The sequence below is a fragment of the Salsipaludibacter albus genome (genome assembly GCF_019798055.1).
GTDB classification, from domain to species: domain Bacteria; phylum Actinomycetota; class Nitriliruptoria; order Nitriliruptorales; family Nitriliruptoraceae; genus Salsipaludibacter; species Salsipaludibacter albus.
The window spans coordinates 26,357-52,477 of sequence record NZ_JAHOPH010000007.1 but is presented as its reverse complement, the minus strand read 5'-3'; the positions used below and the strand labels follow the sequence as shown (position 1 = coordinate 52,477).

At 70.0% G+C, this 26,121-nt stretch carries 31 protein-coding genes; 19 read left to right on the top strand and 12 right to left on the bottom strand.

Annotated elements, in window-relative coordinates:
• The first annotated feature begins 37 nt into the window (after positions 1-37).
• The 8 genes from KR546_RS06210 (at position 38) to KR546_RS06175 (ending at position 4,145) form a co-directional block, all read left to right on the top strand.
• Entirely contained in the window at positions 38-1,030 is a 993-nt protein-coding gene (locus KR546_RS06210) for an NAD(P)-dependent alcohol dehydrogenase (RefSeq protein ID WP_238443840.1), read from the top strand.
• Between the two features lie 50 nt (positions 1,031-1,080).
• Positions 1,081-1,314, top strand: coding sequence for a FitA-like ribbon-helix-helix domain-containing protein (locus tag KR546_RS06205; RefSeq protein WP_238443839.1), 234 nt, complete (start codon positions 1,081-1,083; stop codon positions 1,312-1,314).
• Positions 1,311-1,712, top strand: coding sequence for a type II toxin-antitoxin system VapC family toxin (locus KR546_RS06200; protein WP_274387683.1), 402 nt, complete (start codon positions 1,311-1,313; stop codon positions 1,710-1,712). Before KR546_RS06205 ends, KR546_RS06200 begins: the two co-directional genes overlap by 4 nt.
• A 184-nt stretch (positions 1,713-1,896) precedes the next feature.
• Entirely contained in the window at positions 1,897-2,151 is a 255-nt protein-coding gene (locus KR546_RS06195; protein ID WP_238443837.1) for an AbrB/MazE/SpoVT family DNA-binding domain-containing protein, read from the top strand.
• On the top strand, positions 2,148-2,555 hold the full coding sequence (locus tag KR546_RS06190) for a type II toxin-antitoxin system VapC family toxin (protein ID WP_238443836.1): 408 nt from the start codon (positions 2,148-2,150) through the stop codon (positions 2,553-2,555). The genes KR546_RS06195 and KR546_RS06190 overlap by 4 nt, the downstream gene beginning before the upstream one ends.
• A 101-nt stretch (positions 2,556-2,656) precedes the next feature.
• A complete protein-coding gene (locus tag KR546_RS06185) occupies positions 2,657-3,076 on the top strand; it encodes a hypothetical protein (protein WP_238443835.1) in 420 nt (139 codons plus the stop codon).
• Positions 3,073-3,402 (top strand): DUF5615 family PIN-like protein, encoded by a 330-nt coding sequence (locus KR546_RS06180; protein ID WP_238443834.1) that lies wholly within the window; start codon positions 3,073-3,075, stop codon positions 3,400-3,402. The genes KR546_RS06185 and KR546_RS06180 overlap by 4 nt, the downstream gene beginning before the upstream one ends.
• Complete coding sequence (locus tag KR546_RS06175; protein WP_238443833.1) at positions 3,399-4,145, top strand: DNA alkylation repair protein; 747 nt, start codon at positions 3,399-3,401, stop codon at positions 4,143-4,145. Before KR546_RS06180 ends, KR546_RS06175 begins: the two co-directional genes overlap by 4 nt.
• A gap of 80 nt (positions 4,146-4,225) precedes the next feature.
• On the opposite strand, the gene KR546_RS06170 is transcribed toward KR546_RS06175, so the two are convergent.
• Positions 4,226-4,399, bottom strand: a complete 174-nt coding sequence (locus tag KR546_RS06170; RefSeq protein WP_238443832.1) for a hypothetical protein — start codon at positions 4,397-4,399, stop codon at positions 4,226-4,228.
• Positions 4,400-4,692: 293 nt separating this feature from the next.
• Between KR546_RS06170 and KR546_RS06165 the strand changes: the two genes are divergently transcribed.
• Together KR546_RS06165 and KR546_RS06160 are read left to right on the top strand one after the other, a co-directional pair.
• The gene (locus tag KR546_RS06165; protein ID WP_238443831.1) at positions 4,693-5,055 is read left to right on the top strand and encodes a type II toxin-antitoxin system Phd/YefM family antitoxin; all 363 of its coding nucleotides are present in this window, start codon (positions 4,693-4,695) and stop codon (positions 5,053-5,055) included.
• On the top strand, positions 5,052-5,480 hold the full coding sequence (locus KR546_RS06160; RefSeq protein ID WP_238443830.1) for a type II toxin-antitoxin system VapC family toxin: 429 nt from the start codon (positions 5,052-5,054) through the stop codon (positions 5,478-5,480). The genes KR546_RS06165 and KR546_RS06160 overlap by 4 nt, the downstream gene beginning before the upstream one ends.
• Before the next feature lie 83 nt (positions 5,481-5,563).
• Here the strand turns inward: KR546_RS06160 and KR546_RS06155 are convergent, their stop codons facing one another.
• From KR546_RS06155 to KR546_RS06145, 3 genes are all read right to left on the bottom strand, one after another.
• Complete coding sequence (locus KR546_RS06155; protein ID WP_238443829.1) at positions 5,564-6,079, bottom strand: LysM peptidoglycan-binding domain-containing protein; 516 nt, start codon at positions 6,077-6,079, stop codon at positions 5,564-5,566.
• A gap of 202 nt (positions 6,080-6,281) precedes the next feature.
• Positions 6,282-6,956, bottom strand: a complete 675-nt coding sequence (locus KR546_RS06150; RefSeq protein WP_238443828.1) for a phospholipase D family protein — start codon at positions 6,954-6,956, stop codon at positions 6,282-6,284.
• Between the two features lie 298 nt (positions 6,957-7,254).
• A complete protein-coding gene (locus KR546_RS06145; protein WP_238443827.1) occupies positions 7,255-10,482 on the bottom strand; it encodes a DEAD/DEAH box helicase in 3,228 nt (1,075 codons plus the stop codon).
• A gap of 560 nt (positions 10,483-11,042) precedes the next feature.
• On the opposite strand from KR546_RS06145, the gene KR546_RS06140 reads away from it, so the two are divergent.
• The 5 genes from KR546_RS06140 to KR546_RS06120 all read left to right on the top strand — a co-directional run bounded on the left by KR546_RS06140 (position 11,043) and on the right by KR546_RS06120 (position 16,063).
• Positions 11,043-11,837, top strand: coding sequence for a lamin tail domain-containing protein (locus tag KR546_RS06140; protein WP_238443826.1), 795 nt, complete (start codon positions 11,043-11,045; stop codon positions 11,835-11,837).
• A gap of 133 nt (positions 11,838-11,970) precedes the next feature.
• Positions 11,971-12,507 (top strand): RDD family protein, encoded by a 537-nt coding sequence (locus tag KR546_RS06135; protein WP_238443825.1) that lies wholly within the window; start codon positions 11,971-11,973, stop codon positions 12,505-12,507.
• A 192-nt stretch (positions 12,508-12,699) separates the two neighbouring features.
• A complete protein-coding gene (locus KR546_RS06130; RefSeq protein WP_238443824.1) occupies positions 12,700-13,506 on the top strand; it encodes a hypothetical protein in 807 nt (268 codons plus the stop codon).
• 267 nt (positions 13,507-13,773) lie between these two features.
• Positions 13,774-15,429 carry a M14 family zinc carboxypeptidase gene (locus KR546_RS06125; RefSeq protein WP_238443823.1) on the top strand — a complete coding sequence of 552 codons (1,656 nt, stop codon included), beginning with the start codon at positions 13,774-13,776 and terminating at the stop codon, positions 15,427-15,429.
• Positions 15,430-15,619: 190 nt separating this feature from the next.
• A complete protein-coding gene (locus KR546_RS06120; protein ID WP_238443822.1) occupies positions 15,620-16,063 on the top strand; it encodes a hypothetical protein in 444 nt (147 codons plus the stop codon).
• A 23-nt stretch (positions 16,064-16,086) separates the two neighbouring features.
• On the opposite strand, the gene KR546_RS06115 is transcribed toward KR546_RS06120, so the two are convergent.
• Positions 16,087-16,467, bottom strand: a complete 381-nt coding sequence (locus KR546_RS06115; protein WP_238443821.1) for a VOC family protein — start codon at positions 16,465-16,467, stop codon at positions 16,087-16,089.
• A gap of 167 nt (positions 16,468-16,634) precedes the next feature.
• Between KR546_RS06115 and KR546_RS06110 the strand changes: the two genes are divergently transcribed.
• On the top strand, positions 16,635-17,069 hold the full coding sequence (locus KR546_RS06110) for a hypothetical protein (RefSeq protein WP_238443820.1): 435 nt from the start codon (positions 16,635-16,637) through the stop codon (positions 17,067-17,069).
• Between the two features lie 37 nt (positions 17,070-17,106).
• Positions 17,107-17,634 (top strand): hemerythrin domain-containing protein, encoded by a 528-nt coding sequence (locus KR546_RS06105; protein WP_238443819.1) that lies wholly within the window; start codon positions 17,107-17,109, stop codon positions 17,632-17,634.
• 62 nt (positions 17,635-17,696) lie between these two features.
• Here KR546_RS06105 and KR546_RS06100 read toward each other — a convergent pair whose 3' ends face one another.
• Both KR546_RS06100 and KR546_RS06095 read right to left on the bottom strand, forming a co-directional pair.
• The gene (locus tag KR546_RS06100; protein WP_238443818.1) at positions 17,697-18,068 is read right to left on the bottom strand and encodes a VOC family protein; all 372 of its coding nucleotides are present in this window, start codon (positions 18,066-18,068) and stop codon (positions 17,697-17,699) included.
• Between the two features lie 67 nt (positions 18,069-18,135).
• Positions 18,136-18,780 carry a TetR/AcrR family transcriptional regulator gene (locus tag KR546_RS06095; protein ID WP_238443817.1) on the bottom strand — a complete coding sequence of 215 codons (645 nt, stop codon included), beginning with the start codon at positions 18,778-18,780 and terminating at the stop codon, positions 18,136-18,138.
• Between the two features lie 137 nt (positions 18,781-18,917).
• On the opposite strand from KR546_RS06095, the gene KR546_RS06090 reads away from it, so the two are divergent.
• Together KR546_RS06090 and KR546_RS06085 are read left to right on the top strand one after the other, a co-directional pair.
• Positions 18,918-21,647: an efflux RND transporter permease subunit gene (locus tag KR546_RS06090; protein ID WP_238443816.1), complete on the top strand. Its 2,730-nt coding sequence runs from the start codon at positions 18,918-18,920 to the stop codon at positions 21,645-21,647.
• A gap of 48 nt (positions 21,648-21,695) precedes the next feature.
• Positions 21,696-22,397 carry a DUF8091 domain-containing protein gene (locus KR546_RS06085; protein WP_238443815.1) on the top strand — a complete coding sequence of 234 codons (702 nt, stop codon included), beginning with the start codon at positions 21,696-21,698 and terminating at the stop codon, positions 22,395-22,397.
• 45 nt (positions 22,398-22,442) lie between these two features.
• Here the strand turns inward: KR546_RS06085 and KR546_RS06080 are convergent, their stop codons facing one another.
• The 5 genes from KR546_RS06080 to KR546_RS06060 form a co-directional block, all read right to left on the bottom strand.
• A complete protein-coding gene (locus KR546_RS06080) occupies positions 22,443-22,856 on the bottom strand; it encodes a hypothetical protein (protein ID WP_238443814.1) in 414 nt (137 codons plus the stop codon).
• 205 nt (positions 22,857-23,061) lie between these two features.
• The gene (locus tag KR546_RS06075) at positions 23,062-23,991 is read right to left on the bottom strand and encodes a hypothetical protein (protein ID WP_238443813.1); all 930 of its coding nucleotides are present in this window, start codon (positions 23,989-23,991) and stop codon (positions 23,062-23,064) included.
• Between the two features lie 90 nt (positions 23,992-24,081).
• Positions 24,082-24,771, bottom strand: coding sequence for a DUF6345 domain-containing protein (locus tag KR546_RS06070; protein WP_238443812.1), 690 nt, complete (start codon positions 24,769-24,771; stop codon positions 24,082-24,084).
• Between the two features lie 104 nt (positions 24,772-24,875).
• On the bottom strand, positions 24,876-25,550 hold the full coding sequence (locus KR546_RS06065; protein WP_238443811.1) for a BON domain-containing protein: 675 nt from the start codon (positions 25,548-25,550) through the stop codon (positions 24,876-24,878).
• Positions 25,551-25,672: 122 nt separating this feature from the next.
• Positions 25,673-26,110: an Hsp20/alpha crystallin family protein gene (locus KR546_RS06060; protein WP_238443810.1), complete on the bottom strand. Its 438-nt coding sequence runs from the start codon at positions 26,108-26,110 to the stop codon at positions 25,673-25,675.
• Between the last annotated feature and the right edge of the window lie 11 nt (positions 26,111-26,121).

Sequence of the window (26,121 nt, the reverse complement as noted above, 5' to 3'; positions counted from 1 at the left end):
CCGCCCGACGATCGAACCGACCTCGAGGAGCGCGACCATGCAGGCGATCGTGCAAGACCGGTACGGGCCACCCGAGCAGGTCATGCACCTCGCGGAGGTGGAGCGTCCCACGCCCGCGGCCGACGAGGTGCTGGTGGAGGTGCGCGCGACCAGCGTCAACACCCCGGACTGGCTGGGCACGGTCGGTGAGCCCTGGGTCTTGCGGGTGCAAGCCGGCCTGCGGCGCCCGAGGACGCCGACCCGTGGCAGCGACCTCGCCGGTGTGGTCGTCGAGGTCGGTCGTGACGTCACCGACCTCGAACCGGGCGACGAGGTGTTCGGCTCGTCCTGGGCCGACTCGCTGGCCACCCCGGGCACCTTCTGCGAGTACGCGGCCGCACCGGCTGACACCCTGGTCCGGAAGCCCGACGGCGTGGGCTGGGTCGACGCCGCCGCCAGCGTGATGTCGGGGCTGACGGCACTGGTCGGCGTCCGCGACGTCGCCGACATCGGGCCCGGGACGACCGTGCTGGTCAACGGGGCGTCCGGCGGGGTCGGCACGTTCATGGTCCAGCTCGCCCACCGGCTGGGTGCCGAGGTGACCGGGGTGTGCTCGGGGCGCAATGTCGAGCTCGTGCGGTCGCTGGGCGCCGACCACGTCATCGACTACACCGAGCAGGACGTGACGGAGGTGGACGCGCGCTACGACGTCGTGTTCGACAACGTGGCGAACCACGCGCCGAAGGCGATGGTGCGGTTGCTGGCCGAGGACGGGCTGTTCGTGCCGAACTCGGTCGGCCAGGGCACGCGGTTGCTGCGTGGCCTGCCACGGATGGCGAGGGCGATGCTGCTCGGCCTGGGCTCGACCAACGTCGCGACGATCCGTGCTGAGGTGAACCGCGTCGACCTCACCGAACTGGCCGACCTGTTGGCGGCGGGGGAGGTGGAGACCGTCATCGACCGGACCTACCGACTGGCCGAGACACCGGCCGCCGTTGCCCAGATGCTGTCCCACCACGCCCGCGGCAACGTCGCCATCGAGGTCCCGTGACCAATGTGACAGTGGCTGCATTCTGCAGCTAACCGCTGTAGGATGCAGCCATGGTTGCCATCACGATCCGTGACGTTCCCGACGCCGCTCGGGACGAGCTCGCCGCCCGCGCTGCCAGGTCCGGCCAGTCACTCCAGGAATATCTCCGAGCCCATTTGGTCGCGGTGTCGGCGCGTCCTGATCCCTCCGAGGTGATTCGTCGTGCCCGTCGACGGGTCGAGTCCACTGGGACCGCGCTTTCCACCCAGGAGATCATCGAGCACCGGGACATCGATCGTCGATGACCGTCGTGGCCGATGCATCGATCGTCGTGGCCGCGCTCGTGGACTCCGGATCCGCTGGGCAGTGGGCGGCTGACGTTGTGGCCGCTGAACCCTTGGTCGCTCCACACCTGTTGCCGGTCGAGGCGGCGAACATCCTGCGTCGGGCCGAACGCCATGGCCAGCTGTCGCCCGATACAGCATCACTGGCCCATGCCGACCTCGTCGAGCTCGCCATGGACCTGCTTCCCTTCGAGCCCTTCGCTGAGCGGGCGTGGGAACTGCGAGCGAACGTCACGTCCTACGACGCCTGGTACGTCGCGATCGCCGAACAACTTGACGTGCCGCTGGCCACGCTCGACCTCCGCCTGGTCGGCGCCCCCGGCACCACCTGCCAGTTCCTGTCCGCCCCGGTTCCCTGACCCCTGGACGACAGTCCGGTGCCTCGTCGACCAGATCCGGGCGTCCCCGGCACGTCCAGGGCCGCTGCCACCGTGGACGGCTCGACGGGCACCGCCTCGTTCGTCACGCGATGATCGGCACGGTCCCATCGGAACCCATCGCAATGGTGTTAGGATGGCATCGACGTGGAAGGAGGGCGCCCCGATGGGAACAACCGTCAAGGTGGACCGCCAAGGCCGGATCGTCATTCCGCAACACGAGCGGGAACGACTCGGGCTGCACGACGGCGGGGTCCTCGAGTTGATCCCGACCCCCGAGGGGATCGCCCTGGAGCACCTGCGCCCGGCGATCGTCAGGCAGGCCCGAGACGGCCTGCCGGTGGTGGCATTCGGGACGTCCGACACGATCCCCAACGACGACGCCGTCGCGGCGATCCACCGGCACCGGGACCAGCGGTGATCGACACCTCGGTCCTGGTGGCCGGTCTGGTCGAGGCCCACGAGTTCCACGACCGCGCTCGGCCGCACGTGGTCGCGGCGTCCACCGGCACCGTCCCGGGCATCGTCGTCGCAGAGGCATGGGCGGTCCTCCGCGCCGGACCGTTCAACCTCGACGTGGACACCGTCCAGCAGGCGCTGGCTCCCTGGGCCGACGTCGAACGCCTGGCCGTCACCCCGGCCGACGCCTACCGCACCGTCCTGCGCAACGGCAGCGCCTGGCAGTTGGGCGGCAACGTCCACGACCTGTTGATCGCGCTGACCTGCCGGTCCCACGGGCTGGAGCTGGCCACGCTGGACCGGCGACAGGCCCACCTGGCGCGTCGCCACCTCGGCCTGGAGGTCACGCTCCTTCTCGATGCGTGAGGCGGAGCGGTCCGATGGCAGCCCGCCACCACGACTGAACGCTCTGCGCCACGTCGGGATGGTGCGCTACGTTGTGGTATCGAGCGCTACGAGGAGCCCGCATGCCGAGCAGCACGTCGTTTCGCTTCGAGGACGCGACGAGGGAGCAGTTGGCGTCGTTGGCCAAGGATCACGGGGTCAGCGCCACGGACGTGCTGTCGCGGCTGATCCACGAGGCACACGCAACCCGTGACCACCCCATGGTGGTGTTTCGTGGCCCCGCTCACCGTCGGCGGGCCGGCCTGGCCGGCGGACCGGATGTCTGGGAGGTCGTGGCCCGCATGCGCGAGTTGTCCGGGTCGGAGGACGAACGGATCGGGCAGCTGACGACCGAGGCTCCACTCCAGCCTGTCCAGGTCGAACAGGCACTTGCCTATGCCGCGGCACATCGCGACGAGGTCATGGCCATGGTCGAGGCCAACGAGGCCGCGGTCGAGGCCAGCCAGCAGTTGGCCGCGGAACGGCGAGCCCTGTACCGGTGAAGGTGCTGTTGGACGAGATGTGGCCCCTGGCGGCTGCAGCACGACTTCGGGACAAACACGCGATCGAGGCCCACCACGTGCAGGAGTTGGGGCTGGGTGGTGCACCCGACAGCCTGGTCGCCGAGCATGCGCGCAGCCACGGGATGGTCGTCGTGACCGAGAACGTCCGAGACTTTGCCGGCGAGCACGAGCTCACCATCGTGTTCGTCCTCACGCGGCAGCTTCCCGTCGGTGGTGCGATGGCGGCGTCGTTGGCGGACCTGCTCGCGCACTGGGCCGAGCGGGTGCCCGAGCCGGCTCGACGCCCCTACTGGCCACGACGATGAGCTCGCGGACCTCCCAAGCTGACCACCACGCCGGCGACACGGCCGTGGCGCGCGAGGTCGTGTCGGCGGTCCGGTCGGGGCTGGCCGACCATGCCGATCCCGAGCGGGCGGCTGGCCAGCAGCGCTACATGAAGTCGACCATGCCGTTCCACGGCGTGACGATGGGGGAGATGCGGCGGATCGTCGGTCCGATCGTGCGCGACCCGGCCCACGAGCTGACGGATCGTGACCAGTGGGAGGTCGCTGTCCTGCGGCTGTGGGACGACGCCACCCATCGCGAGGAGCGCTACGCCGCGATCGAGCTGGCGCTGGCACGGCGCTACCACCGCTGGCACGACCTCGACGTGCTGCCGCTGGCCGCCCACCTGGTGACGACCGGGGCGTGGTGGGACCTGGTCGACGCCACCGCGAAGCTGGTCGGCGAGGTCCTGGCCACCCACCCGGAGGAGGTCGCGCCGACGATCCGCGACTGGGCACGCGCCGACGACCTGTGGCTGCGGCGGGTCGCGATCATCTCGCAACTGGGGGCGAAGGCCGACACGGACCTGGACCTGCTCACCGACGTCATCGACGCCAACCTCGAGGGGTCGACCTTCGGTGACGAGTTCTTCGTCCGCAAGGCGATCGGCTGGGCCCTGCGCCAGTACGCGCGCGTCGACCCCGACTGGGTCCGAACCTTCGTCGCCGACCGCGAGGACCGGCTGTCGGGCCTGTCGCGCCGGGAAGCCCGCAAGCACCTGTGATCCGTGGGGACCGGGCCGTCGTGCCGTGCCCGAGCTCGGTCAGCCGGGCGTGGTCACGAGTCGCAAGAAGTCACCCCTGGTCATCGGGCCGCGTCACGGTCGCGCATGGACTGGATCGTCTCCGTCGTCGAGGCGTCCGCCTCGCGACGTGGGGGTGGCTGCTCCCATCCATTGACGGCTCGCGTGACACGTCCGGCCCGCTCCATCTCGGCCAGGGGGTCGTCGCCGGCGCTCGCCGGCGAAAGCATGGCCACCAGCCGTCCGCGTTTGGTGATCTCGATCCGGTGGCCCTGCTCGGCACGACTCACCCCCAGCGGGAAGCGTGATTCCGCAGTTCACTGATCCCGATGCGTTCGTTGGCCACCAGATCCACCTCCCACGTGGACGGTGTAGCACACGCCTGGCGACCGGTGGGTATGGATCAACCATCTGAAACCGCCTGGGCGTGGGCCGAGCCTGCCTCGCGCTTTCGGTTCGTCGCCACCTGGTTGTCCACACACGGTTGGAACGTCGAGCCGCGGGGCCTCGTCATGGTCCACCATGGGCCGTGGCCTGCAGTCAGGATTCCGAATGCGGTTTCTGTACAGTTGATCAGAAGGTAGATGTACAGGAGGCAACCGTGGGTGAGGTTGGCGTCTCGGCGTTCCGGCGGGACCTGAAGGACTGGCTTCGGCGGCTCGAGGACGGTGAGGAGGTGGTCGTGACAGATCGCGGGCGTCCCGTTGCGAGGCTCGTCGGGGTGGACACGGTGACGCAGCTCGACCGGCTGGTTGCCGACGGTGTGGTCAGCCCACCGACCGGCCAACGTCCGCGAGCGGTGAACGGCCCCCGGGTGGCCCTGACGGGCGATGGGTCCGAGCAGCCCGTCTCGGAGGCCGTCGTCGAGGACCGCGACGACCACCGGACGTGATCGCCTACTTCGATGCGAGTGCACTCGTCAAGCTGTTCGTCGACGAGCAGCGAAGTGACGACGTCGCGGCGCTCTGGGACGGCGCCGACGCGGTCGTTGCCAGCCGCGTGGTCCATCCCGAGGTGTGTGCTGCCCTGGCCTCCGCCACGAGGGCCGGACGCCTCGTCGGGGACGACCACGACCGTGCCCTCCAGCACTGGGACTCGTATCGAGCTGCGCTGCGCCTCGTCGAACTGAACGCCGAGGTCGAACGGCGTGCGGGGATGCTGGCACCGCGTCATGCCCTTGGTGCGCTCGATGCCATCCACCTGGCGAGTGCACTCGTCCTCGGCGCCGACGTCACCGTCATGGCGACCTGGGACCGCCGCCTGCACGCTGGGGCCAGCGAGGTCGGACTCGGGACACTGCCGGCCCAGCTCTGGTGAGCCCGCGATGCTCGACCCGGGTGGCGACGAGGCCGATCCACTTGGCCAGTCACCCGCCGCGGTGACGTCGACACCCGCTCTGCTCAGAAGGCCGAGGGGATGCGCAGCACCATGCCGGGACGGATCTTGTTCGGGTCGTGAATGATGTGGGAGTTGGCGCGGTGGATGGGGTGCCAGCTCTCGCTGTCGTCGAACAGCCCGCCGGCTGCCTCCGAGGCCGCGATGGCGCCGAGGGTGTCACCTGGCTGCACGGTGTAGAGGTAGAAGCCCGAGTACTCGTGCACCAGCGCGATGCCGAAGATCACCGGGATCGAGACCCACGCCGGGACCTCGTCGGCGCCCGTGCCCGGACCGACCTCGACCAGGCCGTTCGCCGTGGCCGGCACGTGCATCAGCCCGACGGTGTCCTGCCACTGGCTGGCGAGGTTGGAGTTCGTCGTGTGCGTCGTGACGATCGCGTCACCGTTGCCGTCGATGACCCGGATGCCGATGTTGGCCTCGAAACCCCCGCCGAGTCCCGCGATCTGGAGCGGGTTGTCCACGATGTCGTGCGGTCGCGGCTGGTCGACGCGGAAGTGCTCGTCCATCAGGCTGGCCATGTGGTGCTCCTCGGGTCGCGTGTGTCGTGTTGGCGTCCGGACGCGCGAGGTCGTCGCGGAGTGGCCGGTCCACCACACGCGAGGCCCTGACGGGTGATCGTGATACGAGGAGCCGGGCCCGGTCTGTGCGACCCGCGGTACGTAAGCGTGTCGCGGAGCTGTCGTGACGACGGTCGCGGCTCTGCTCGACCGCGAAGTGCGGCTACGAGTCTCCGACGTCGTAACCACCATCGAGGTCGGCTGCGACGCCCGGCCATACGGGGTTCGTCCGGGAGACCGCCGTGTCCAGCACAAGCCTGATGGGGCGGCGACTCGCGACCTCCACGCCTGGCAACTCCGACAGGACGGCGCAGACAAACGACGATCGATGCACTCGCAGGTCGTTCAACAGTCGCGTGTTGGAGAGTTCACCGTCTGCCACGAGGGCTGCCCAGGCCACGTCCAGCATCCAGGGCTCCACGAGTTCTGGTTCCCGCCCAAGGCGTCGCGAGCGTTCCGTCTCGACCCACAGCCCGGCGCGGTTGAGCTGGGCGATCCGGTTGGGCTTGCGGCTCGAAACGGTGTGGACGACGGACTCGGGTCGCAGGGCGGCGCGCAGCAGTGCCCACAGCTCCACGCTGATGACGTCCTGCACCTGACCGCCGGGATGCTCCCAGGTCTTGGCCTCAGGACTCTCCCACCAAGACCTGACTCGCTCTTCGACGTCCAACGCGAGGGACCCGCCGACGACGACGTCGGCCTCGACATTCCTGACCAAGCCGGCGGTGATGTTTGCGGATCCGACCATCGCGAAGGCCTCTCCATCCCGGCGCACCAGGGTGACCTTCGGGTGGAAGGTGCCGCGTGAGGGGTTGAAGAGTCGGCAGTCGACGTCCATCTGGGTAGCGGCCTCCATCGCTGCATGGGTCCGGTCGCCCCCGAAGACGGATGTCGCGAGCAACCGACACGAGGAGCCGAGCCGCTCGAGTTCGTCACCGAGGAGGTGGATCCCGCGGGTGTCGACGAAGGCCGAGGCGATCGTGGCTTCGTCGGCGCACCGCAGCATGTCCCGCAGTTCGGGAAGCAGGTCTCCCCGGGGACGGGTGGATACTGCTCGGGGCTCGGTCACTGCCGCTGCCGCCTTCCTGGACGACGCACCGCGGGTGGCCAGGTCAGTCGCGTCTTGGCGCCCGTCATCAGCCGCCGGCCGCCTTGGCGGTCCGGAAGAGCGTCTCGGGCATGGGGGTTTGCAGCTTCCAGGTGATCTGGATCGGTTTCTCGCCCTTGTCGCTGACATGCGAGACCGGACCGAGGAACGTGTACGCCGGCGCCCGTCCGCCCACCTTGTTCGTCCGGCGGACGAACAGCAGGACGGTTGACGAACCATCGAGGTAGCGCTGGCCAGTGGGGGAGGTCCGGGTTTGGTTGGACTGCGACTCCCAGTGGAACAGGTCGCGGGAAATTGCGTAGTCGTGGTAGCGAGTCGTCGGGGAGTAGTCCCGCTCGGACTTCTCCAAGGTCACCATGAACACGTCGATGTTGTACGGCCTGATGTACTTGACGCCCTCGCGGTGCGAGATCCTGTCCCCCAGCGCGCGGTCACCCAGCGCGACGAGGACTTCCTCTCGCCGGTAGGTCCCATGCACGTGCAACGGCACTTCGGCGGGCAGTGGACTTGGCCGAGTGATGTGGTCGGCTCGGGCATCCAGTTCGACGGCGAGTTCCCGCAGTTCCTGCACGATGGCTGGCTCACGCGAAAGTGCCGCTGCAACGCCTTCCAGGGTGTCGGGCGCCTTGCCGTCGTCGAAGAGGGGGAAGGCAACCATGGACGCCAACCGCTGCGCCCGGGCGTCGGCAGGAATCTCGATTCCTTCGGCCAGGAGTTCGATGACTCCGATGCGTTCCCGATCATCGACCTCAAGCAGGCGACGAACGCCCTTGGTGAGTTCGGTCTCGCGAGGACCAGGAGGCGCGAGGTCGTAGCCGGCGAGGCGCTGGACCTGGGTCCAACTGGACTTGGCGTAGAGGTCGTGGAGGTCCAGCGCCGCATGGTCCAGGAAGTCGCGGAGCGTGAGCTCCCGGCCGACCACGTCGGTCAATTCCCGGAGGTCCTTCGACAGGGCCAGGGTCGTCGTCGAGATCACCTGCTCGAGGTTCGCCCTGACCAACTCCTCGGCGACCGCGTCGAGCTGGAGGTGGCAACCCGCCGGGAGCCGCGGGAAGCCATGTTCGAGGTCATCGACCAGCTCGCCCTTCGACCTGCCGGTGAGGGCACGCAGGCGCAGGTCGGAGCGGAAGCGACGGTGCTGTTGTCCGATGAAGTCCAGGACCAGGCAGACGTCCTTGTCCCGGTGAAGTCGGAGTCCCCGGCCGATCTGCTGCAGGAAGACCGTGGCGGACTCGGTGGGACGGAGCAACAGGATGGTGTCCACGCTCGGGACGTCGACGCCTTCGGTCAGGACGTCGACGGCGAAGATGACGCTGAGCTCGCCGGACCGGAGGGCGTGCAGTTGGCGCTCCCGCTCGTCCCGTGGCGTCTCACCGCTCATGGCCTCCGCGGCAATGCCTGCCTGTCGGAAGCGCTCGGCCATGTATGTGGCATGGGCCACGGAGACGCAGAATCCGAAGGCGCGCATCGACGCAACGTCCACCGTGTCATGCAGGGCCGCGAGGACCTTTGACGTGCGCTGTTCGTTCTCGTCCAGGAAGTACACGTTCTCGAGGTCGGACGTCCGATAGCCGCCTCGCTTCCACTCCAGGCTCGAAAGGTCGGTTCCGTCGGCCACGCCGTAGTAGTGGAACGGGACCAACAACTGCTGGTCGAGTGCGTCCCACAGTCGCATCTCGAAGGCGTATCGGTCGTCGAACAACTCCTTGACGTTGATCCCGTCGGCCCGCTCGGGTGTCGCCGTGAGCCCGACGACCTCGCGTGGTTGCAGGTGGTTGAGCAGCCGCTCGTACGTCGGCGCGCTGGCATGGTGGAACTCGTCGACGTAGACGACGTCGAAGTGCCCCGGGTCCAGTTCTTCGACGTCGCGGGCGTTGAGGGACTGGATCGACGCAAAGACGTGCCGCCACGCCTTCGGCCGCTGGCCACCCACGAAGAGTTCACCGAAGTCGCCTCGCTTGAGGACATCACGGAAGGTCTGCAGCGACTGGCTGAGGATCTTCTCGCGGTGTGCGACGAACAGCAGGGTCGGGTCGCGCGGGAGCTCGTTGCCTCCGTCGCCCTCGAGCAGTGCCCGGTAGTCGAGTGCCGCGAACACGGTCTTGCCCGTGCCGGTGGGTGCCACGACGAGGTTGCGGTGCCGATCGAAGCGCAGCCGTTCCGTCACGACGGCTTCGAGCATCTCCCGTTGGTAGGACCACGGCCGGATCTCGAGGCCGGAGACCCCGGTGATCGGGGTGCCGCTCCGCCCGGCGTCGATCGCCTGTGTGAATCGCTCACCATCTCGTTGCGGGTCGTAGGCCTCGAAGGTGTCGTCGTTCCACAGTGACTCGAACGTCGCAGTGAGCTTGTCGAAGACGTCCGGAGCGGCCGCTTGTGCCAGCCGGACGTTCCACTCCAGCCCCTCGACCAGGGCGGAGTGCGACAGGTTCGACGAGCCCACGTACGCCGTGGAGAAGCCGGTGTCACGGTGGATGATCCACGACTTCGCATGGAGCCGTGTCGTCCTGGTGTCGTAGGACACCTGGACCTCGACGCCGTTGTCCGCCAGCCAGTCGATCGCCGCACGTTGGGTCGACCCCGTGTACGTCGTCGTCAGCACCCTGATGGGGACACCGCGATCACGAGCGTCCTTCACGCCGTTGCGGATGAGGTTGAGCCCGGTCCTGCGGATGAAGGCGACGACGGCGTCAATGCGATCCGCCGTGGCGAACTCACTCAGCAGCGCGTTGACGAAGCGAGGCTCGTCGGGCGAGTTCGCCAGCAGGTCATGGTCGAGGAGCGGGATGGATGGAAGCTCCGCCGGCTGGTTGCTCCAGCCTGCTGGCGGGTCAATGGCCCGCAGCACCTGCCCCGGCACTTGGATGGGATCGGCTGCGCTGCCATCCTGGTTGGCGAGCCAGTCGAGGACTTGGTTGGCGAGTTCGACTTGCGCAGTTGTTCGACGGCTCTTGGGGATGCCCTCGAAGGCGGCGACGAGGGCTTGCTCCACGACTCCGGCCAGTCGCCTCGAGGCCTCCGCGGGATCAAGGTCTTCCCTCCGTGCGCGCCCGTCCAGGGTGGCAAGGCGAGCTGCCAGCGAGCGACTGATGAGTCGCTCGTAGGCGCCAACGATCGGATCAGGTGGTGTCGTCATGGTCGCCAGGTTGCCAGGCAAGCCTTGCGAGCGAGTGCGACTGCAGTCGCAAGATTCCGACGGGTCGGCATGCTGGGTACCGAGTCCTACGGTCGAAGGACGGGAGACCCACGCGGGCACACGTCTCCCTTCATCATGCTGGATTCGAGGTGAATGCAATGTCACGAGTCCCGCCAGCCCCCGACATCCGTCGAGGGTGGCCCGTCGTCGCGAGCCGTTCCTGGACGTGGTTCCGTCGCTTGCCGACGTGGGTGCAGGTATTCGCGTGGCTGGTGGGATGGTGGATCCTCCCCGCCTGGTGGCTCATCGCCCGAGCCCGGGGCCCGGTGGGTGTCGGTGCGGCTGCGCTCGCGGCCCTTGTCGGTGTGGGCGTGGCCGGTGCGGCCATGTCCGGCCAAGACCCGCCCCCGCCACCTTCCGCGGTCGAGGCGACCGATTCCATGACGCCGTCGACTTCCATGGAGCGTCCGCCGGAAGCGACCAGACAAGCCGAACCCCCGCAGACGGTGGCTCCTACTCCCTCGATGACGCCGCCGCCGTCGTCGACGGCGGATGGGACGACCACCACTCCATCGCCTCGTGCCAGGTCGCGCTCGCCATTGGCTGAGTCGCCCTCGACGTCGCCCTCCCCGCGCGAGCAGTCCGAACAGCCTCGGGATCGCACGACCGTGGAGCGAATCGTGGACGGGGACACCCTCTACCTCGCCGGACTGCCAGAACGAGCGCGGCTCATCGGGATCGACACACCCGAGACGGTCGCGCCCGGGAGGCCGGTCGAGTGTTTCGGGCCGGAGGCAAGTGCGGCCCTGGCCGAACTGGTGCCGCCCGGCGCGGAGGTTTGGATCGAGTACGACGTCGAACGGACCGACCAGTACGACCGTCCCCTTGTCTACCTCTACCGAGCCTCGGACGACCTGTTCGTCAATGAAGCCATGGTGGCGCGAGGATTCGCCCAGTTGGCCACATTTCCCCCGAACGTGGCGCATGTCGGGGACTTCCGGTCGGCCCAGCGCACGGCCCGGGAGACGTCGCGAGGGCTCTGGGGGCGCGACTGCGAGGACGGCACGAAGGCGGGGGACGACTCGCCGTCGCCGCGCGACCAAGGGAGCACTGGCGGGACCGGCCCGGAGCATGACGCGGAAGTCGTCATTGCCAGGGTTGAATGGGATGGACCCGGAAACGACGTCGAACGCAACACCAGCGAGCACGTGGTGATCCAGAACAACTCCTCGAACGTGGTCGACGTCGGCGGCTGGAGCGTCACGGACCTCAAGGACCATCGCATCACCATCCCGCAGGGCTATCGCATCCCGCCAGGTGGCGCACTCAGGGTTCACACCGGGCCGGGTGACGACAGCGAAGCGGCCTACTTCGAGGGAGCTGGCCAGGCGATCTGGAACAACTCGGGAGGCGACACCGCCACGCTTCGTGATGCTGGTGGGTCGGTGGTCGACGAGTTCAGCTACTCGTCGTGAGGACCTGGCGGTCGGACGGGACACGGATCCGGCGCGACCGGGACGCGGTTCCGGTGAAGACGGGTCGGCTGGCGTCTAGGGTCACGCCGTCGTCCGACGTCGTGTCGGCGCAGCCGGGGCAGAGGAGTCACTCGTGACCAACAGCCAACCGCCCGGTCCTCCGTGGCAGGGCCAGCCCGCGCCCCCACCGCCGGCGTCGGCAACCCAGCCCATGCCGCCGGTGCGCCAGGACGCCGCCGTCGTCCCGGCCCCACGGGCGCCGCTCGTCGCGCCGGCTCCGGCCGACCGAAATGTCGTCGTCCCGGCGGGCACCCACCTCACCTCGGTCGGCAAGAAGTTCGTGTCCTACCTCCTCGACGGCCTGCTGAGCTTCGTCACCCTGGGGATCGGGTGGCTGATCTGGGGTGCGATCGTGGCCGGGGGAGGCCAGACGCCGGCCCGACAGCTGCTGGGGATGCGGGTGATCTCGCAGCAGACCCTCCGCCCGCTCGGCTGGGCCCAGATGGTCTTCATGCGCGGGATCGTTGGCTCGATCATCCAGGGGTTCGCCTTCCTCTTCACGTTCTTCATCCTCGTCTTCATGCCGCTGTGGGACCGGCGCAACCAGACGGTCTGCGACAAGGTCTCGTCGTCGATCGTCGTCGATGACCCCCACGGCGTCCTCCGCTGACGGTCGGGGCAGGGACCACCGTCGGTGCTTGACAGGACGTCGAGGGGATCGATACGCATGGAAGGAGCGGGCAGCGCCGCGTGTCGCAACCCGGCACGCGCAGTCGCCCGCATCCGACCTGGGGCACAACGGGGGTCGTGATCGTTGATCGGTCACCCCTGCGCCTCGACACTCGAAGCAAGGACACACGCTTTGCGCACCAAGACGACATTCACGACCGGCATCGCGGTCGCCGCAACCCTCGCACTGGCCGGAACGGCCAGCGCCGCCACCGTCGAGCAGGTCGACGACATCGGCGCGGAACCCTACGTCGACGCCGGGGAGTGGGCCACGGATGCCACCTCCGACGGCACGCCGGTCATCGACGACGAGTTCGGGGCCCCGGACGGCTTCGGCCAGGACTCGGTCGTGCTGCGGACACCCGAGAGCGGTGACAAGGCAGCGACCCTGTTGAACCTCGCCGAGCCCGTCGACGCGGACGCGATCACCGACATCTCCTACCACGTCTTCCGTGACGCCGACTCGACCGCGGCTGACCACCTCACCCCGTCGATCCAGATGATCGTCGACTTCAACGGCGGCACGCTGGAGGACGGTGGCTTCGCGACGATGGTCTTCGAGCCGACCTACAACGGCTACCCGGTGGCCGACCCGATCGCGTCCGACGAGTGGGTCTTCCTCGACGCCTTCGACGACGGCCAGGCCACGTGGTGGTCCACCCGCGCCGTCGGCAGCGTCGACGCGTACTCGTTCGTGTCGCTGCAGACCTACCTCGACGCGAACCCGGACATGGAGGTGCTGCGCATCGGCATCGGCCAGGGCTCGGGCAACCCGGGACTGACCGCGGCCGTGGACGGCTTCACCTTCAACGACACCACCTACGACTTCGAGGTGACGGCCGAGACGTGCAAGGACGGCGGCTGGGAGACCGCGTTCGCCGAGGGCACCTACCGCAACCAGGGTCAGTGCATCGCGGACCAGGTCAGCGAGGCCAGCTGACCCCGCACGCCTGACCACGCAACACGCCGCCCGCTGCCGTCCGCAGCGGGCGGCGTTCGTGTGCGGAGGACCGTCGAAGACGAGACCTCGGGCCCCGACCAGCCGACGCCCAGGCGCGCAGGGCGCACGACTTCGGACGGGTTCCGGCCAATCCGACTCGGTGTTTGACACGGGCAAACACCACCTGGCTAGCGTCGACAGCGTCGCCACTCCGGCGGCTCCCCGGTGATCGCGCAGATCACACCCCCCACGAGGAGCTCTCCCCCCATGAAGACGACCGTTTCCACCGTGCACCCCACCGTGCCCCGACGAGCCAGGCGCATCGCCATCCCGCTGGTGCTGGCCATGCTGGCCACCCTCGTCACCCTCACCAGTGCCACCGACGCGGTGGCCGACAGTCCCAACTCGGCCTGCGGCAACCTCGACGACCCGTCCGCCGCGGGCTGGACCAGCCACGAAGAGCTCGGCAAGAAGCTCGCGACGCTCGACGCCAACAGCAAGGGCCGGGTCGACGTCGAGGTGATCGGCCACTCCAACCGCGGGCGCGAGATCTGGTCCGCCCGGGTCGGCACCGGTGACCGCGTGATGCTGGTCACCAGCGAGATCCACGGCAACGAGAAGACCGGCACCGAGGCGCTGCTGCAGATGCTGCGGACCGTGGCCTCCGGTGGCAACGCCGAGGTCGAGGAACTGCTCGAGGGCGTCACCATCGTCGCCGTCCCGAAGTTCAACCCCGACGGTGGCGAGCTGAACCGTCGCCAGAGTGACTACCCGTGGTCGGAGGTCATGGAGGACTACGGCTTCGACGCCCAGCCGGACGCCTGGTACTACAGCGCGTTCAACCAGGGCTTCGACGTCAACCGCGACTTCGCCGCGGACCTGACCTACGAGCCCGACCAGGCCGACATGCCCGGTGAGCAGGAGCTGGCCGGCTTCTACATCACCCCCGAGGCCCGTGCCCTGCGCGACCTCTACGTCGACCTGACCGAGGAGTTCGGGATCGTCGACACCTACCTCGACCTGCACCACAAGGGCCCGTGCGACCAGGTCAACGACGAGTTCCCTGCCCTGGTCACCGTCGACGAGCCTTCGTCGGCAGCCGGCATCTACGAGGTCGCCGGTGCGTCGTTCGGACCCGACCCGACCAAGCAGGGGATCAGCGGTGACGCCGTGCTGGCCGACGATGGCAGCGCCGCGCCCACCGAGGCCTGCGGACCGCTGGTCGACTTCCCGGCCGGCTCGATCGCCGTGGTCGACCGCGGGACCTGCGGCTTCACCACCAAGGTCGCCAACGCCCAGGCGGCGGGCGCGATCGGCGTCATCGTCGTCAACGACCGTCCGGGACTGCCCACCAACCTCGGTGGCAACGACGACACCATCACCATCCCGGCCGTGCAGATCGGCCAGGACGCGGGCGAGGCATTGAAGGACGGGCTGCCGGCGACGGTCAGCATCGAGAGCAACCTGGGCCAGTACGTCACGGTCGCGCTGGACCACCCGCCGCTGGGCTCCGACGCCGCGGGCAACCCCCGCTACGCCGAGTACCCACTGCTGGACCAGGACGCCTCGAAGCGTGCCGCACTCGCGGCCGCGCTGGGGATCCAGGACCACGCCGGCCACGGCCAGGCCGAGTCGTCGCCGTTCTACGGTGGCGTCGCGCAGTACCTGCACCCGCAGACCGCGGACGGCTACTCGTTCGACCGGGACTACGCCGGGCAGGCACGATCGGCGTTCGCGCTGAACGGGTCGGCGACCGTGCTGTTCGAGGTGCGGGGCCAGTCGAACTCGTGGGGCCAGAAGAAGATGGGCCAGCTGACCCAGATCGTGGAGGCAGGCCTGTTCGGTGTCGCCGAGCGGATGGCGGACGGGTCGATCGACGACCTGGACCCGGACGACTTCTACCTGCTGCCCAAGTACTGGTGAGGTCGGACTGAAGCGGGCGCGCGGGCGTGACGACGACGTCATGCCCGCGCCGCCCCTCGCAGCCGACGACCCTCCTGCAGAACGGACAGCACCCCGCAACCATTCGCCGTGTCCGCGCGTCGGACGGGGCACGGTCCGCACCACCCCCAGCGGCGGGTGGGAACGGGCTGTCCACGACGGGGAGGCCAGCATGGTCCGACGCCACCGCGCCACGGGCATCGTCGTCGCAGTGCTCCTCGTTGCGGCCTGCGCTTCGACGCCCGATGTGCTGCCGTCACCCACACCCACTTCCTCCATCACAACGGGCACCGAGGGCATCTCGCTCGAGGAGGCGTCCGAACTCGGGGTCCTCACCGGCGACCACGATGCGTTGTTGGACGGCCCGGTCGACGTGCGGGAAGAGGACGGGTGCGTCGTCGCCGACGTCGAACTCCGCAACGTGGGCACCGCCGACGACCACTACGAGATCGAGGTGACGCCCGGCGACGCGACGGTTCAGCCGTCGGCCGTGGCGGTCCCCGCCGGCGAGCAGGCCCTCCTGGAGGTCACGATGTGTGCCGACGAGCCGGTCGTCCTCACCGCCACCAGCCGCGGCCGCGCCGAGCCCGTGGCCCAGCTCGACCTGGATTCCTGACGACGCCGGGCCGGGGTGTCGGGTCAGGGGCCGCTGCCGTAGGGGCGGGTGATGATCTCGAGGACGTGGCCGTCGGGGTCGTCCCAGTAGACGCCGCGGCCACCGTCGTGGCGGTTGATCTGGCCCGGCCGGCGCTTGCCCGGGTCGGCCCAGTGGTCCAGGCCTCGGTCGACGATCCGTCCGAACACCTCGTCGAACTCGTCCTCGCTGACCAGGAAGGCGTAGTGCTGCGCGTGGACCTCGCCGTGGTCGTCGGCGAAGTCCAGCGACACGCCGTTGGCCACCTCGACCACCAGGAACGGGCCGAACGGGACCGGGTCGTCCAGCCCGAGCAGCTCGGTGTAGAACCGCGCCGATGCCTGCTTGTCGCGCACGTGCACGATCGTGTGGTTCAACTCGACCATGGGTCGCCTCCGTCGGTCGCCCTCGCTGCACGATCGCGCGCCCCGGCCCACCTGTCAACGGGGTCGACGTGCCGTGGGATCCGTTCGTCCACACGCGACGGGACGGTGGGCAGGACTCCGGCACGGGCGTGGCACCCTCGGGGCATTCCCGTCAGCAGGGTGGCATCATGGCAGTCGACGAACGGGCTCGGCACGAGCTGTACGGACAGCTCGAACGCACGCTGGGACCCGAGGCCACGGGAACGCTCATGGAGCTGCTGCCACCGGTGGGATGGGCGGACGTCGCCACGAAGCAGGACCTCGACGCCCTCGGTCACCGCGTCGACGCGCAGATCTCCGGTGTCCGCGCCGAGATGGCCGACCTTCGCACCGATCTCCGGACCGGGATGGCCGAACTCCAGACCGAGATGGCTGACTTCTGCACCGATCTCCGGACCGAGATGGCCGACCTCCGAACGGACGTCGGGACCGAGGTGGCCACGCTGGGCGGCGAGCTGCGGCGGGAGATGGCCGACGGACAGCGGCTCCTGATCTTCGCCGTGCTGGGGGCGATGTTCACCCTGACGGGCCTGGTCTGGGCCGTGTTGACGCTCGCACAGTGAGCCCAGCGACTCCTTGGTCCACCCATCCGGTCGCCCCGTGGTGACCGGCCACGCCGACGACCGGGTCCGTCGGTTCGGACGCGAGCTGGTCGAGGTGCACGACGAGTTGCGGGATCGTCTCGACGACCTCCGTGCCGCCGTGCGCGGCGACGGCCCCGCGACGCCGGCGGGCATGACGCCCCGGGCGCACTGCCTCACGTTCTGCCGGGCGCTGCGGGCCCACCACGAGGGCGAGGACGCCGGGATGTTCCGGGTCCTGCTCGACGTCGACCCCGGCCTGGCCGACACGGTCGACAAGCTCGTGCAGGACCACGACTTCATCGCGTCGCTCGTCGTCCGGCTCGAGGCACTCGCGGCCGAATGGGACGCCGACCAGGTCGACGACGTGGCCGCGTTCGAGCGCGAGCTGGACGGGCTCGGTGCCATCCTCACCAGCCATCTCGCGTGGGAGGAACGTGCCTTGGTCGACCTGCTCGACGGGCTCGACCTGGCTGCGGGGTCGATCGAGGAGCAGGCGGTGGCGCAGGCCCTGGACGGCGTGCTGGACCAGCCGCCGGCCACCTGACCGGGTCGGCGTCCCGGCCCGGAGCACGTCGCCGTCGGCCCCGAGCACAGCCCAGGCGCGGATCAGGTGACCTCGAGGACCGACAGGATGTTGCCCGCCGGGTCAGTGAACCAGGCGATCGGCGGCCCCTCGCCACGCGAGATCCCCCGCGCGTCCTGGTCGAAGCCGTCGTAGCGGAGGAACGCCGCCCCCCGCTCGGCAAGCTCGTCCACCGCCCGGTCGATGTCGTCCACCGGGAAGTTCAGGATGGTGAACACGGCCGGCTCGTGGTCCGGCTTCGGATACACCACCACCATGCCGTCCGGCCCCAGGTGCAGGGTCAGCAGGCCGTCCTCCTCGGAAACCTCCACACCCAGCGTCTCGCTGTAGAACCGCTTCGCCGCGGCGAGGTCGGGCACCGCGAATCCGCTGAACGTCCTGGTCGTGTCGAACATGGTTCGTCCCGTCGTCGATGGGTCGTGGTCGTCGTTCACCGGGGCAGACGGACCGGGACCGGCCGACTCATCGGTCCGATGCATCTCGTCCTGCGCCCGCTCCACCCTGCAGCAGCCCGCGGATGACGCCCATCACGCCGTCGAGGACCTCGTCGAAGGTGTGGTCCTCGTAGAAGTGGGGGAGCTTGTCGTCGTTCCACAGCACGGCGATGCCGTGGCAGGTGCCCCACAGCATCGTCGCGACGTAGCGGGCGTTGGCCTCGGTCACCCGGCCGTCGCGCACCAGCGACCCGACGGCCTGGGCCAGGCGCTCGAAGCAGGCGTCGGCCGCGACCGCGAGGTCCGAGCCCATGTACTCGTCGTGGGACTTCTGGTGGTTGAACATCACCGAGTAGTGGGCCGGGTCCTCCACGGCGAACGACAGGTAGGCGCGCCCCAGTGACTCCAGCACCGCGACCGAGTCGACGCGGTCGACCCCGGCGGCGGCACGGTCGAAGCGCTCGGTCAGCAACTCGAAGCCCTCGATCGCGTAGGCGTCGAGCAGGCCGTCCTTGTCCCCGAAGTGGTGCGCCGGGGCCGAGTGCGACACGCCCGCTCGGCGAGCCGCCTCACGCAGGCTGAGGTCCTGGAACCCCTTCTCGGAGACGATCTCGTCCACCGCGCCCAGCAGGGCCCGGTGGAGGTCGCCGTGGTGGTAGGTGTCGGTCGTCATGCGTATCAGCGTAGCCGTTCCGGCCTCCAGACTTGACACCGTCAACATCGTCGGGCAAGATCTGGACACCGTCAACTTGACGATGGCAAGATAGACGCCCGGGCGCTCAGCTCGACGACAGCCGACAGGACCATCCGATGCAGCAGTTCGTGGAACGACTCGACCGCCACCGGGTCGGGGTGCTCGTGCTCCTCGCCGTGATCACCGGGGTGCTGGCGATCCCGATGATCACCATGGCCCCGACCGAGACCGCCTCGACCGAGCCGGGTGGCCCGGTGTTCGACGCCCGCGACGCGGTCGACGAGCGCTTCCCGGCCCCGGTCTACGCGATGAACTTCATCGTGGTCGACCCGGACGGCGACGTGCTGGACGCCGCGAGCCTGCGACGGCTCCACGCCGCCGGTGACGCGGTCCGCACCGACCCGGAGATCGGCCCGACCCTGCTGTCGACGGTCGACCCGGCCACCGGCACGCCGATCGAGGGCCTGCTGACCATCGCCGACCTGGTGGACGCAAACCTCCCCGATGGGATCGACGACACCCCCGACGCGCAGGTCGAGGCCACGGTCGCGACGGTGATCGGCCAGCTCGGCGCCGACGCCCCGGGCCTGGGCCTGTCGACCCAGGCCACCGCGACCGGTGACGGCTGGACCAGCCCCGCGGTCGTCCTGCAGGTCCTCGGTGACAACGACGCGCTGGGCTACGGGGCCAACGCGGTCAACCTCGGTGGGGACACCGCGCCGGAGGAGTACGCCCGCGACGTGCAGTCGGTGCTGGCCGACGCCACCGGGATGGAGGTCAACGGGGTCGCGATCGACGTCAACCTCACCTCCCAGGAGCAGGGCCAGCTGGCCGGCCCGTTCATCGGCCTGACCGTCCTGGCCGTGCTGCTGATCGTCGGGCTGACCTTCCGCAGCTACTGGGTCCTGGCCGTGGTCGGGGTCGCGCTGGGTGCGCTGATGATCTGGCTCAAGGGCCTGACCCACATGGTCGGCTTCGACGACGACCTGGTGCTGTCGCTGATCGTCCCGATCGCGATGATCTCGTTCGGGGTCGACTTCGCCTTCCACGCCGTCGGTCGGTACCGCGAGGAGCGCCTGGCCGGCAACCCGCCCCGCCGCGCGCTGGTCACCGGGATGGCCGCGGTGGGCGCCGCCCTGCTGCTGGCGCTGTCGTCGGACATGGCCGCCTTCCTGTCCAACGTCACCTCGGGGATCGAGTCGATCGTCAACTTCGGCCTGGGTGCCGCGATCGCACTGGCTGCCGCGTTCGTGCTGCTGGGCGTCGCCACCCCGCTCGCGGTGTCGCTGCTGGACGACCGGCTCGGTCGTCCGCCGGAGGGTCGCCGGGCCGGGATCGTGCGGGTCGTCGGCTCCGTGGCTGCCGCGTCGATGGTGATGGGGGCGGTCCTGTTGATGGTGTTCGTCGCCCCGCTGGCGGGCGTGGCGCTGTTCGTGGTGACCGTGCTCGCCACGCTGGTCGGGCCGGCGTGGTGGCGGATGCGGTCCGTCGACGAGCCCGACCGGACGATGCGGGTGTCGACCGGCGACCGGTTGGCCGCCCCCATGGGGAGGTGGATCGCCGCCGTCGCGTCGCGGCCCGTGGTGGTCGTCGTGGTGGCGCTGGCGGTCACGGCCGGCGCCACCGTGCTGGCGCTGCAGGTCCCGACCCGGTTCGACGTCGAGGACTACTTCTCGGCCGACTCCGACTTCGTCGTGGGCCTCGACCGGCTCGACGAGCACGTCGGGTCGCGCCAGGGCGAGCCCACCCTGCTCTACGTCGAGGCCGACCTCACCGACCCGACGGTCCAGGCCCACCTCCACGACGCCGTGGCCGAGATCCGGGCGCTCGACAGCGACGTGCTGGCCCGGTCCACCGATGGGGTCGTGGTGGACGGCGGCTCCGTCGCGGTGGTGGAGGCCACGATGGCGTCGACCACCGCCCGGAGCCTGGTCGCCGAGCGCACCGGGGTGGAGGTCGTCGACGCGGACGGCGACGGCGTGCCCGACGGGCGCGACCAGCTGGAGGCCCTGCTGGACGTGGCGGCCACCGACGGGGTGGCCGGGGACGACCAGCGGCTGGTGCTGCCACCGGAGACCGTGGCCTCGACCGTCGACCTCGACGGGCAGCCGGCCGCGACCGTGCTGGCGATGGGGATGACCAACAGCCGCAGCCAGGAGTCCATCGGCGCGGCCCGGGCCGACCTCCAACCGATCATCGACGACCTCCGCGCGGACCTCGAGGCCGACGGAGCCGCGGTCGTGGTCGAGCTGACCGGCAGCTCGTTCGTGCGCGACGCGTCCCTGCAGGCGACCAGCCGTGCGCTGGCGGTGTCGCTGCCGATCGCGGTGCTGCTGTGCCTGCTGATCGCGGCCGCGTTCCTGCGCAGCATCCGCTACGCGGTCGCGTCGATCCTGCCGATCCTCATGACGGTCGCGTGGCTGTACGCCGTCATGGAGCTGATCGGGGGAGCACTCAACATCGTCACCGCGACGATCGGGGCCGTGTCGATCGGCATCGGCATCGACTTCGCGGTGCACTACATCGTCCGGTTCCGCGAGGAGCTCGGCCGGCGTGGCGACGCCCGTGCCGCCGTGCAGGCCGCGGGGGAGGGGACCGGCACGGCGCTGGTCGCCTCGGCGGTCAGCTCCGCGGTCGGCTTCGGGATCCTGGCGTTCGCACCGATGCCGCTGTTCGCCACCTACGGCCTGCTGACCGCGGTGATGATCGTGCTCGCGCTGGTCGCGACCCTGGTCGTGCTGCCCAGCGTGTTGGTGCTGCTGACCCCGTCCCGTGCCGACGACCAGGAACCGGACCTGGCCACCGAGGACCCGCGGGCGCGTCCGGCCCCGGCACCGGTCGGCTGAGTCGGCTCCCATTAGCCTCGTCGGCGGCGACGACGAGTGGCGGACCCGGTGGCACCCGAGCAGGCGACCCGGTCCCCGCACGTCGGGACGCTGGGGGAGGGGTCGCTCCACCGGGCGTTGAAGCGCTGGTACGCACGACCCGGCGACCGTGTCGAGGTGGCGGTCGACGGGTTCGTGGCCGACCTCGTCCGGGGGGACACCCTGGTCGAGATCCAGACCAGCGGCTTTTCGTCCATGGGACGCAAGTTCGACCACCTGCTGGACCATCATGACGTCCGACTGGTCCACCCGATCCCGGTCGACACCACGATCGTCAAGGTCGGTGACGGGGGCGAGGTCCTGTCGCGACGGCTGTCGCCCAAGCACGGCACCCCGGCCCACGTGTTCGCCGAGCTGGTCAGCTTCCCCAACCTGCTCGACCACCCCAACCTCACCCTCGAGGTCGTCATGACCCGCGAGGACCAGGTCCGCACGCACGACCCGGACCGGGCGTGGCGACGCAGGGGCTGGGTCGTCGAGGAACGACGGCTGGTCGAGGTGGTCGACCACCTGGTGTTCGACACGCCGGCCGACCTGCTCGACCTGCTGCCCGACGACCTCCCGGTCGACTTCACGACCGCGGACCTGGCCGGTGGCCTGGGGTCTCGGCGCCGCCTGGCCCAGCAGATGGCCTACTGCCTGCGCCACCTCGGCCTGGTCCGGATGGTCGACAGGCGGGGCAACACGATCGTCTACCGCCGAACGCCCTGAGCCCGTCCGGTCGTGGCCTCCGGGGTCAGCTGCCGGGGCCGGGAGTCAGGGGCCGACGTACTCGGTGACGCGAACGGACACGGTGTAGGCGTCCGGGGTCGTGTCGGTGACGGTGGCGCGGACGGCGACGTCGTCGCGCCGGGCACGCAGGCTGCAGCCGGCTTCCGGCGCCACCCCGCACCCCTGCAGGGGGGGCTCGGTCACCTCCAGGTCGTCACCCGCCACCAGGACCCGGGACGTGGCCGCGAAGTCGATGTCGCCCGGCACGGAGTAGCTGCGCACGACCCGGGGACAGCTCTCGGTGGGGTCGTCGCAGTCCGCGACCGCCTCGTCGCCGGTCTGGTCCCAGCCGGGTGGGGTGGCGAGGTCCCCGGCCACTGCCTCCAGGTCCGCCAGCGTCGGCCCGCGACACCCGGCCAGCGCAGTCGCGACCAGCACGGAGACCGCGCACACCGCCACGCGGGCCGGTCGCCCCCGTCCGTCTCTGCGTCCGTGGGTCATCCGGCGGCCAGGTCGTGCGCGGGGGCGAACAGGATCGCCATGGCGCTGCGGACCCGGGTGCGCAGGGAGGTGGTCATCGGTCAGCCCCCCGGGGGTGGGGCGAAGCCGTGGACGCGCGTCGACCCGACGGGGCGGCGACCGGGATCGTGCCGTCGCGGCGTGGTCAGGCCACGACGCGGTGGTCGAAGATGCCCTGGTCGCGAAAGCGCTGCGGCGACGCGGCACGGTGGTGGCGAGCGAACTCGAAGTACTCGAGCCGGTCGTCGGGCAGGCTCACCCGGCCCTGCACGTCGACGGTCGGCAGCAGCGTCGCCTGCTGGTCCATCGCCGGCAGCGCGAGGTAGCCGACCTCCAGGTGGGTGATGACGATGTCGCTGCCCGCCTCGTGGTACCGCTGGAGCTCGACGTCGTCGAGCAGCCCGGCCGCGAGCACGTCCTTGATGGTGCCCAGCTCGACGTCGACGGTCTCGGTCGGGCGGCGCCACACGTGCAGCGCCCCCGTGACCCGGAGCCCACGTCGGCCCGCCGGCTCGACCGTGACCCGGGTCTTGGCACCCGCGCCGAGCACGGGGAGCCCCTCGAACTCGTACCCGATGCGGACCGTGGCACGACCGGCGCCGGCCTGCAGCACCGTGCCCTCCTCGTCGAGTTGGGTGACCTGCTCGAGCTCGACCGTCGGGCGCAGCTGGTGGTCCTCCCGCAGGCGGGCTGCCTCGAGCACCTCGCCGACCTGGTCGATCACCTCGCCGGCCGCTCGTCGGCCCAGCGTGAAGGTCGTCGAGCCGTCCTCCCCGCGCTCCTCCTCCAGGTCGTCCCAGCGACGCAACTCGTCGTCGGCGGGGTCCGAGGCGGTCATCGCCAGCACACCGCCGCTCGCGCGGAAGTACTCGACGTGGCCCTGCCCGGTGGCCAGGGCCATGCCGTGCGGCGTCTCCAGCCGGCGGGTCTCGCGCAGCGACAGTCGCTCGGCGAAGGTCTCGAGTGCCGGCCGGCGCTCGTCGAGGTCGACGCGGGCGAGCTTGGCGACCGGCACGGTCGTCGGCAGGTCGGGCAGGTCGGTCTCGAACCTGAGGTCAGTGGTGGAAAGTGCCATGGTGGTTCCCCGTGGTCTCGTGGTGGAATGCGTGGTGGTCGTGCAGGGCAGGTCGGTGGCCCCGATCGGGGGTGCCGAGCCTGCAGCGGCTCAGCAGGAGCCGTGGTTGGTCCAGAAGGTCCGGCCGTGGGTCGGGTCGTTGGGCTCGGAGCTGGTGAGCTTCTCGTTGTAGGTGTTGGCCGAGGCCCCGGACGACGTCGTGCCGGTGGCGCGGAGGTAGGCCCACTCGACGTTGGAGCCCTCGACCAGCTCGTTGGCGATCCGCCACGCGTCGCGGATCGTGTAGTGCGGGAAGAAGCCCAACACCTCGTGCAGCCATGCCCCGTACATCGCGAAGTACTGGCCGCGGGCGTTCTGGCCGCCACCGCTGTAGCTGGAGTTGTGGAACCCGCACATGTAGTGGAGACGCTCGAACGCCGGGATCCACCGGCCGACCGAGTTGGACCCGGTGTGTTCGAGCAGCTTGCAGGCGTGGGTGGCGAAGACCTCGAGGTCGGACTTGCCGAAGTCGACGTCGTCGGCCGTCGTGACCGACCCGTCGGACACCGAGAACCCGTTCGGGTTGCCGTGTGACGACATCATGATCGCGTCGACCGTGTCGGTCTTCTCCGTGTGGTTGGGCGTGTCGACGAAGTCCTTCTCGAGGACGTTGCCGTCACCGTGGTCCTGGGTCCAGGCGAAGCCGCCGAGCGAGCCGAGCGTCGAGCCGAAGCCCTGTGCCTCGATGCGGCGCCCGTCGATGCCGTCCTTGATCCACCACGTGCCGATGTTGCGAGCCATGTCGGTGCCTTCCGGGAGCGCCGGCCCCTCCGGCAGGTCCCGTCAGACCCGAGGGCTGGCACCACCGGGTTGATACGTGGAGGTTCGGGACGGGTCTCGGCCGGTCACGACCCAGGACGGTCTCGCACGGCGAGCTTGTCGACGATCTCGGTCACGCCCTCGGTGTGGCGGGCGGCGTCGAGGACCTGCTCGCGGGTCGTGTCGTCCGCGATCGGACCGCCGACCGTCACCTCGCCGCCGTCGACCGACACGTCGAGGTCGGTCAGGTCCACGTGGCGGTTGCGGCGCAGCGCGTCCACGATCGCCCGCGCGATCTCGGCGTCGCCGCGGTCGGGATCCGGCACCACCACCAGCTCGTTGGTGCAGCCACGGACCCCCGGCAGCGTGGTGGTGACGACCTTCGCGAGCTCGCGTTCCCAGAACGTCGGGACCGTGCCGGACAGCGTGACGTGGCCGTCGACCACGGTCACGTCGACGGCGGTCGCTGCCAGGTCGGGGTCGCTCGACAGCACCTCCTCCAGGGCGTCGCGCAACTGCGCGTCGGTGGGTGTGTCGAGCTCGGCGGAGATCTCCACCTCGACGTGGTTGGCGACCGATCGCACGCCCGTGATCACCCGGGCGTCCTCGCGGGCCGCTGCCCACGAGCGGTAGGTCGTCACCGACCCGGTCAGCCGTACGTGCCCGTCCTCGACGAACACGCCGATCCGGGCCGCGTCCACCCGGACGTCCCAGTACAGGGAGGCGATGATGTCCTGCTTGATGTCCTCGTCGGTCCTCACGGTGCACCTCCGATCGGGTTCGCGCGCCCGGCCCGAGCACGCGGTCGTTCCTTGCAGGGAGCCGAGACGACGGGCGACGGCGCGCCCGACCCGCCACGGGCCGTCGCCCGTGGCGGGAGCCGTCAGGACGCCACGACCGGGACCCGTCGGGGGCGCGACTCCTGGGACTTCGGGATGGTGATCGTCAGGACCCCGTCGGCGAAGCGCGCCGACACGTGCTCACCGTCGAGTCGTGCCGGGAGGCGGACGGCGCGCTGGAACCGGCCCACGTGGCGCTCGATCCGGCGGAACGTGCCGTCCTCGATCTCCGCGCCCGTGGAGCGTTCGCCCCGGATCGCCAGGACGTTCTCCTCGAGGGTGATCTCCACGTCGTCCGGGGACACCCCGGCCAGCTCGACGTGGAGGGTGAAGGCGTCCTCGGTCTCGCGCACGTCCAGCGCCGGTGCGAATGGCCGGACCGTGCCGCCGCGGTCGCCGCGCTCCATCAGCCGCGACCGCGACGTCGTCGTCTCGTCGCGGGTGCCGCTGGACTCGGATCCTTCGATGTCGTGGGTGACCATGGTGATTCCTC

What these genes read in the sequence shown, in the direction of transcription:
- KR546_RS06210 (WP_238443840.1), top strand. Translation starts at nt 38, where the DNA reads ATGCAGGCGATCGTGCAAGACCGGTACGGGCCACCCGAGCAGGTCATG.
- KR546_RS06205 (WP_238443839.1), top strand. Translation starts at nt 1,081, where the DNA reads ATGGTTGCCATCACGATCCGTGACGTTCCCGACGCCGCTCGGGACGAG.
- KR546_RS06200 (WP_274387683.1), top strand. Translation starts at nt 1,311, where the DNA reads ATGACCGTCGTGGCCGATGCATCGATCGTCGTGGCCGCGCTCGTGGAC.
- KR546_RS06195 (WP_238443837.1), top strand. Translation starts at nt 1,897, where the DNA reads ATGGGAACAACCGTCAAGGTGGACCGCCAAGGCCGGATCGTCATTCCG.
- KR546_RS06185 (WP_238443835.1), top strand. Translation starts at nt 2,657, where the DNA reads ATGCCGAGCAGCACGTCGTTTCGCTTCGAGGACGCGACGAGGGAGCAG.
- KR546_RS06175 (WP_238443833.1), top strand. Translation starts at nt 3,399, where the DNA reads ATGAGCTCGCGGACCTCCCAAGCTGACCACCACGCCGGCGACACGGCC.
- KR546_RS06155 (WP_238443829.1), bottom strand. Translation starts at nt 6,079, where the DNA reads ATGGCCAGCCTGATGGACGAGCACTTCCGCGTCGACCAGCCGCGACCG.
- KR546_RS06150 (WP_238443828.1), bottom strand. Translation starts at nt 6,956, where the DNA reads ATGGACGTCGACTGCCGACTCTTCAACCCCTCACGCGGCACCTTCCAC.
- KR546_RS06125 (WP_238443823.1), top strand. Translation starts at nt 13,774, where the DNA reads ATGAAGACGACCGTTTCCACCGTGCACCCCACCGTGCCCCGACGAGCC.
- KR546_RS06120 (WP_238443822.1), top strand. Translation starts at nt 15,620, where the DNA reads ATGGTCCGACGCCACCGCGCCACGGGCATCGTCGTCGCAGTGCTCCTC.
- KR546_RS06115 (WP_238443821.1), bottom strand. Translation starts at nt 16,467, where the DNA reads ATGGTCGAGTTGAACCACACGATCGTGCACGTGCGCGACAAGCAGGCA.
- KR546_RS06110 (WP_238443820.1), top strand. Translation starts at nt 16,635, where the DNA reads ATGGCAGTCGACGAACGGGCTCGGCACGAGCTGTACGGACAGCTCGAA.
- KR546_RS06100 (WP_238443818.1), bottom strand. Translation starts at nt 18,068, where the DNA reads ATGTTCGACACGACCAGGACGTTCAGCGGATTCGCGGTGCCCGACCTC.
- KR546_RS06095 (WP_238443817.1), bottom strand. Translation starts at nt 18,780, where the DNA reads ATGACGACCGACACCTACCACCACGGCGACCTCCACCGGGCCCTGCTG.
- KR546_RS06090 (WP_238443816.1), top strand. Translation starts at nt 18,918, where the DNA reads ATGCAGCAGTTCGTGGAACGACTCGACCGCCACCGGGTCGGGGTGCTC.
- KR546_RS06075 (WP_238443813.1), bottom strand. Translation starts at nt 23,991, where the DNA reads ATGGCACTTTCCACCACTGACCTCAGGTTCGAGACCGACCTGCCCGAC.
- KR546_RS06070 (WP_238443812.1), bottom strand. Translation starts at nt 24,771, where the DNA reads ATGGCTCGCAACATCGGCACGTGGTGGATCAAGGACGGCATCGACGGG.
- KR546_RS06060 (WP_238443810.1), bottom strand. Translation starts at nt 26,110, where the DNA reads ATGGTCACCCACGACATCGAAGGATCCGAGTCCAGCGGCACCCGCGAC.